General features: G+C 64.0%; 5 protein-coding genes. 2 read left to right on the top strand and 3 right to left on the bottom strand.

Annotated elements, in window-relative coordinates; all coding sequences use genetic code 11:
- Positions 1–350: 350 nt before the first annotated feature.
- Entirely contained in the window at positions 351–1265 is a 915-nt protein-coding gene (locus KNW02_RS19975; protein WP_348524805.1) for a DMT family transporter, read from the bottom strand.
- 451 nt (positions 1266–1716) lie between these two features.
- Between KNW02_RS19975 and KNW02_RS21340 the strand changes: the two genes are divergently transcribed.
- Positions 1717–2388 carry a DUF3800 domain-containing protein gene (locus KNW02_RS21340; RefSeq protein WP_431356779.1) on the top strand — a complete coding sequence of 224 codons (672 nt, stop codon included), beginning with the start codon at positions 1717–1719 and terminating at the stop codon, positions 2386–2388.
- Between the two features lie 505 nt (positions 2389–2893).
- Here KNW02_RS21340 and KNW02_RS19965 read toward each other — a convergent pair.
- Positions 2894–3754: a D-amino-acid transaminase gene (locus tag KNW02_RS19965; RefSeq protein WP_216034940.1), complete on the bottom strand. Its 861-nt coding sequence runs from the start codon at positions 3752–3754 to the stop codon at positions 2894–2896.
- A gap of 177 nt (positions 3755–3931) precedes the next feature.
- Between KNW02_RS19965 and KNW02_RS19960 the strand changes: the two genes are divergently transcribed.
- The gene (locus KNW02_RS19960; RefSeq protein WP_216034939.1) at positions 3932–4888 is read left to right on the top strand and encodes an L-malyl-CoA/beta-methylmalyl-CoA lyase; all 957 of its coding nucleotides are present in this window, start codon (positions 3932–3934) and stop codon (positions 4886–4888) included.
- A gap of 121 nt (positions 4889–5009) precedes the next feature.
- Here KNW02_RS19960 and KNW02_RS19955 read toward each other — a convergent pair whose 3' ends face one another.
- Positions 5010–5618: a hypothetical protein gene (locus KNW02_RS19955; protein ID WP_216034938.1), complete on the bottom strand. Its 609-nt coding sequence runs from the start codon at positions 5616–5618 to the stop codon at positions 5010–5012.
- Positions 5619–5703: the final 85 nt, after the last annotated feature.

The following is a 5703-nucleotide window of genomic DNA, read 5'->3' as shown; positions in this document are numbered from 1 at the left end:
GCCGAAACGTCCGGGAATGGTTTGCGGCCCGCAACCAGTTCGCCATAATGTTCGGCGAGCGCTTCGCCGCTTGAGTATCTGAAACTGCATGGGCCGGATCAGATACACAGAGTTCCTGACACTCCCGCCACCGCCGCAGAACCCTCGGTTCCAGTTGCAGCGTTCCGCGGGACGCGACCTCATCCCGGGCCGACTGGATGGATCGGGCCGTGGCCGATCATCACCTCGGCCGCTGGAGGCCCGCACCGGGTCACCACCAAAGCAGACATTCGACCCGTGCCGGACAGGCCGCGGACCATCGACGCCCCCTACCTGCGCGGGCATCAAGGCACCCTCACCACGCAAACGGATCAGGTCTTGGTCGCCCCCACCGCCGGCGTGCTCACCTGGGCGCGCCTCGCCGCCTCGCGCCAGGTGATATAGCTGATCGCGGCGATCATCATCCCGCCGCCCAAGATGACCCAGCCGTCCAGCGGCTCGTCAAAGACGGCGATGCCCAGCAGGCTGGCCCAGATCAGCTGCAGGAAGGTTACCGGCTGGGTGACGGTCAGCGGCGCCGCCGCGAAGGCCCGGGTCATGGTGTAATGCCCCAATGTCGCGAAGACCGCGACCAGCCCCAGCCAGCCGACCTGCGCCAGCGTCGGCGGCACCCAGACCGCGGCGGCCAGCGGCGCCAGCCCGATCGCGACGGTCAGCGACATCATCGCCACCACGATGGCGGCGGGCACGCGCTCGGACAGGCGCTTGGCGACCAGATAGGAGGCGCCGAAGGCCAGCGCCGCCCCGACCTGCGACAGATGCCCCGGATCCAGCGGCCTGAGGCCCGGCCGCAGCACGATCAGCGCCCCCAGCAGCGCCACGCAGATGGCGAGGACCCGCCGGGCCGCAAGCCGCTCGCCCATGAACAGCGCCGCGCCGATGGTGACGACGATGGGGTTCAGGAAGCCGATGGCGGTCACCTCGGCCACGGTGATCCTCGACATGGCATAGAACCACGCCACCACCGCGACCACATGCAGCCCGCCCCGCGCCGCGAACAGGCCCCATGTTCCGGGCGGAAAGCCGCGCCGCAGCGCCGGCACCAGCACCGGGACCAGAAAGGCAAGGCCGAACAGAAAGCGGATGAAGGCCGCCTGCGGCGCCGGCAGCGCCCCCTCCAGCCCGCGCACGATTCCGTTGACGGCGACAAAGCTCAGCCCCGTCGCAAGCATCCATCCGACCCCGATCAGATCGCGGCGGCTGTCAGGGTTGATGTCGATGGCCACGTCCCTCTTCCTTACCGGCGACAGCGGATCAAAGACCCGGGGCCGCCTTCGCGCCACATACCTTCTTCATCCGTCAATGGAAACGTCCCCTGTCCCGCCCTTCACGGCGCCCGGCCACAGTACATGACAGCAGGGTGGCTGAAAGCGGCAAGAGGTGATTTTCCCGGCCGATCCCGCCCTGGACCTGCCTCACAGAAATGCCGGGTTCCCGAGGGCATGAGGGCGATCAAGGCGACGGGCGATGAGAAACAAGCCGACCGAAAAACCCCTGCGCGAGGCGGCGCGGCTTGCCTCGCAAGCAGATGGCGACGGACCGGCATAGATCATTCGGCGCCGAACAGCTGGGCGACGGCCCATCGAGACGGTCATGCCATTCGTCAGTCAGGAAGGTTAAGTGGGCATTTGAACTTGTCGAGTTGACTCTGCCTCGTGGCGGTCATCTATTCCTCGGATGTCGCATTCATTTAACGTATATATAGACGAATCCGGCGACGACGGCATGACGAAGTTTAGGAATGCTGGTGACGGCGGCGGCGCGTCTAACTGGCTCGCAGTAGGCGCGTGCGTCGTCCGGTCTAGCAGGGACTTGGAGTTAGTAGCGCTGCGGGATCGAATTCGGCAAGAATGTCGTCCCCGTTCGTCTAAAAGAGAAATTCACTTTAAGGATTTCAACCACAATCAGAAGCGCCGTGCGTGTCAGATCATTGCTGGGCAGCCGCTTAGGTTTTCATGCGTCTTGGGCCTTAAGAACACCCCGAATGCCGAAACATTTGTGCAGAAGAATCAGCTTTATTTCTACTTGACTCGCTACCTTATCGAACGTGTTTCTTGGTTATGCCGAGATAAGCGACGTTCCGTTCAGGAAGGGAATGGAATGGCAAAGATCATTTTTTCGCGACGTGGCGGACTTAGCTATGACGGCTTCAGGAGCTACTTGGAACGCTTGAGGACAGGCATGAAACACAAATACACTGGCCTGTCATCGACATTGCATCTGTCGATGCCCAAGACCACTCTCGTGTTGCGGCACTGCAGATTGCAGATTGTGGCGTTAGCGCCATTGCCGCAGCAATGGAGCCAGACCCTTACGGCAATGTGGAGGCATCATACCTGCATGAGTTGATGGGCAACATTTACAATAGGCGCGGGAATTTCACGAGTTATGGTCTAAAAACTTTACCTTCATTAGATCAGGTCAACCTCACCCAACAGCAAGCGCAAGCATTTCAGAGATTTAGGTAGGGTAGCCCCCCGGCCCATGATTGCGTTTCCGCCTGCGGCTTTTGGGCCACTCTGGGGTTTTCCGGCGCATGACTACCCAACCAAAATATGGGTGATTATCACTGGCCGTCAAGAACTCGGATAACGTACAAAGTCTTTCGCAGATCTGACGGTGACATCGCCCCCCGGCGCAACGGCACGGGTCGGCCGGACGGGTCAACGCCGAAACGGGGTCAGCCGATGTTGCGTCCGATCCGCGCAACGCGCGCAAGCGGTGTACAGCCTGTGCACGCCCCGTGCCTGTCCGGTGTACGCATGGCACAGCCGGATCCCCAGCAATTGCTGACGATCCGCGCCTTGGCCGCCGCAGATGGCATCACGCAACGCGCGCAGCCGTTGCGCAGCCCTCAGACCGCCGACTTCCGACTTTCTTCCAGATAGATTTCTCGCAGCCGCGCCGCGACCGGGCCGACGGTCCCGGCGCCGACCGGCTGGCCGTCGATCTCGACCACCGGCATCACGAAGGCCGAGGCCGAGGTGACGAAGGCCTCGTCCGCCGCCTGCGCCTCGTCGATGGTGAAGCTGCGCTCCTCGACCTGCATCTGCGCCTCGCGCGCGAAGCGCAGCACCGCGGCGCGGGTGATGCCGTGCAGGATGTCATGGCTCAGGTCGCGGGTGATGATGCGCCCGCCCTTGACGATATAGGCGTTGTTCGAGGTGCCCTCGGTCACCTTCCCTTCCTCGACCAGCCAGGCATCGTCGACGCCGCGCGCCTTGGCCTCCATCTTGGCCATCGAGGGGAACAGCAGCTGCACGGTCTTGATGTCGCGCCGGCCCCAGCGCAGGTCCTCGACGCTGACGATGCGCCAGCCGGTCTTCGCCGCCGGCTGATCCGCCAGACCCGGCTTCGACTGGGTGAACATCACCACCGTCGGCCGCGTCCCCTCGGGCGGATAGGCGAAGTCGCGGTCCCCGGGATTGCCGCGCGTCACCTGCAGATAGACCAGCCCGTCGGTGATGCCGTTCCGCGCGACCAGCGCGCGATGCGCGTCGAGATAGTCGTTCTCGCTCAGCGGGTTGGCCATCGCCAGCTCGTCCAGAGAACGTTGCAGCCGCGCCATGTGGCCGGCAAAGTCCAAGAGCCTGCCATCCAGCACGCTGACCACCTCATAGACCCCGTCGGCCATCAGGAAGCCGCGATCGAAGACCGACACCGTGGCCTGATCCTCGGGCAGGTAATCGCCATTCACATATACGGTTCGGGTCATCGTCGGGTCCTCTGGTTGCGGCTGTCGCACGTGGTCCTGCGCCGAAAGCCCCGCATCGTCAAGCCGAAGCAACGTCGGGGCAATCCCGGTATGCGACGGTGCGCGGCGGCTTGAACCCCCTCCGGGGCTGCGCTAAGGGTGCCGCAACTTCGTTTCGTCCAGACGCAAGGATTCGCAATGAGCTTTCGCCTCCAGCCTCTGCCCCCTGCCCGCCTGAACCGCTGCCAGCTGTTCGGCCCCGCCTCGCGCAGCGCGCTGTTCGAGAAGATGGCGGCCTCGGCGGCCGATGTCATCAACCTCGATCTCGAGGATTCGGTGGCCCCCGACGACAAGGAATCGGCGCGCAGGCAGGCCATTGCGGCGATCGGCGATATCGACTGGGGCAGCAAGACCCTGTCGGTGCGCATCAACGGGCTGGACACGCCCTTCTGGTATCGCGACGTGGTCGACCTGCTGGAACAGGCGGGCGAGCGTCTGGACCAGATCATGATCCCGAAGGTCGGCAATGCCGCCGATATCTACGCCGTCGACGCGCTGGTCACCGCCGTCGAGCGCGCCAAGGGCCGCCAGAAGCGGATCGGCTTCGAGGTCATCATCGAAAGCGCCGCCGGCATCAGCCATGTCGAGGAGATCGCCGCCGCCTCGCCGCGCATGCAGGCGATGAGCCTCGGCGCCGCCGATTTCGCCGCCTCGATGGGCATGGCCACGACCGGCATCGGCGGCACGCAGGAAAACTACTACATGGTTCGCGAGGGCCAGAAATACTGGCCCGATCCCTGGCACTGGGCGCAGACCGCCATCGTCGCCGCCTGCCGCACCCATGGCGTGCTGCCGGTCGACGGGCCGTTCGGCGATTTCAGCGACAAGGACGGCTTCGTCGCCCAGGCGCGACGCTCGGCCACCCTCGGCATGGTCGGCAAATGGGCCATCCACCCCAGCCAGATCGCACTCGCCAATGAGGTCTTTTCGCCCTCCGAAGCCGCCGTCACCGAGGCGCGCGAGATCCTGACGGCGATGGAAGAGGCCAAGCGTTCGGGCGCCGGCGCCACGGTCTACAAGGGCCGTCTGGTCGACATCGCCTCGATCAAGCAGGCCGAGGTCATCGTGCGGCAGGCGGAACTGATCGCGGAATAACGGACGAACACCAGCGGGCCGGACCGGGGAGGGGATACGGCCCGCGACGTGGGAGGGCGCAGGCCCCGCGATCACTCGCGGGGCCTGTTGCATAGCGGTGATCTGGCCCCAACCGACGCCGCTAGGACACCGCCCGCACAAGCCCTTTGCGACAGCGCAAGCCTAGCTGCATTCCGGGCACCTCGATATATTTGAACGCCCAGAAGGAAATACCGATCAGAACGAAGGTGACCGGCGCGGCCAGCAGATTATAGAGATATGCTGGTATTCCTGCGACCAAATCCCGGTCGATCACGAACAGGACCAATGCCGACAGCAAGACCCCGTGCAGCAGGTAGATCGAATAGGTCACCTCGCCCAGCGTGCGGGTCAGCCGCCTGGTCAGCAGCCCCATGATTGAACAGCCACCCGCGATCAGGCAAAATGCGCCGCCAACGAACAGAACGTCGGCCGGAACCGGCACCAGTAGCACAACCGCGATACAGGCCATGACGATCACGTCAGCCAGTCGCGAAGCCGCCAAGCCAGCAAACCATTTCCGGTCAACCAGGAAGGCCGCGCCCATACCGGCAAAAAAGGACGCAAAAGAACGCAGGCTCATGCCGAAGGCATAGGCGTAAAGCAAAGCAAGCACGGGCAGGCACAGCGCCCATAGCGGCACGCGTTTGCCCGCGATCAGCGCCAGCACCGGCGGGAGTGTCAGGAACTCTGTGTATCTGATCCGGCCCATGCAGTTTCAGATACTCAAGCGGCGAAGCGCTCGCCGAACATTATGGCGAACTGGTTGCGGGCCGCAAACCCTTCCCGGACGTTTC

Source organism: Paracoccus marinaquae (assembly GCF_018860165.1).
Classification (GTDB): domain Bacteria; phylum Pseudomonadota; class Alphaproteobacteria; order Rhodobacterales; family Rhodobacteraceae; genus Paracoccus; species Paracoccus marinaquae.
This window is presented reverse-complemented; position numbering and strand designations above follow the sequence as displayed.

Excerpts from the sequence above, each read along its gene's own strand:
- KNW02_RS21340 (WP_431356779.1), top strand. The coding sequence starts at position 1,717 with ATGTCGCATTCATTTAACGTATATATAGACGAATCCGGCGACGACGGC.
- KNW02_RS19965 (WP_216034940.1), bottom strand. The coding sequence starts at position 3,754 with ATGACCCGAACCGTATATGTGAATGGCGATTACCTGCCCGAGGATCAG.
- KNW02_RS19960 (WP_216034939.1), top strand. The coding sequence starts at position 3,932 with ATGAGCTTTCGCCTCCAGCCTCTGCCCCCTGCCCGCCTGAACCGCTGC.
- KNW02_RS19955 (WP_216034938.1), bottom strand. The coding sequence starts at position 5,618 with ATGGGCCGGATCAGATACACAGAGTTCCTGACACTCCCGCCGGTGCTG.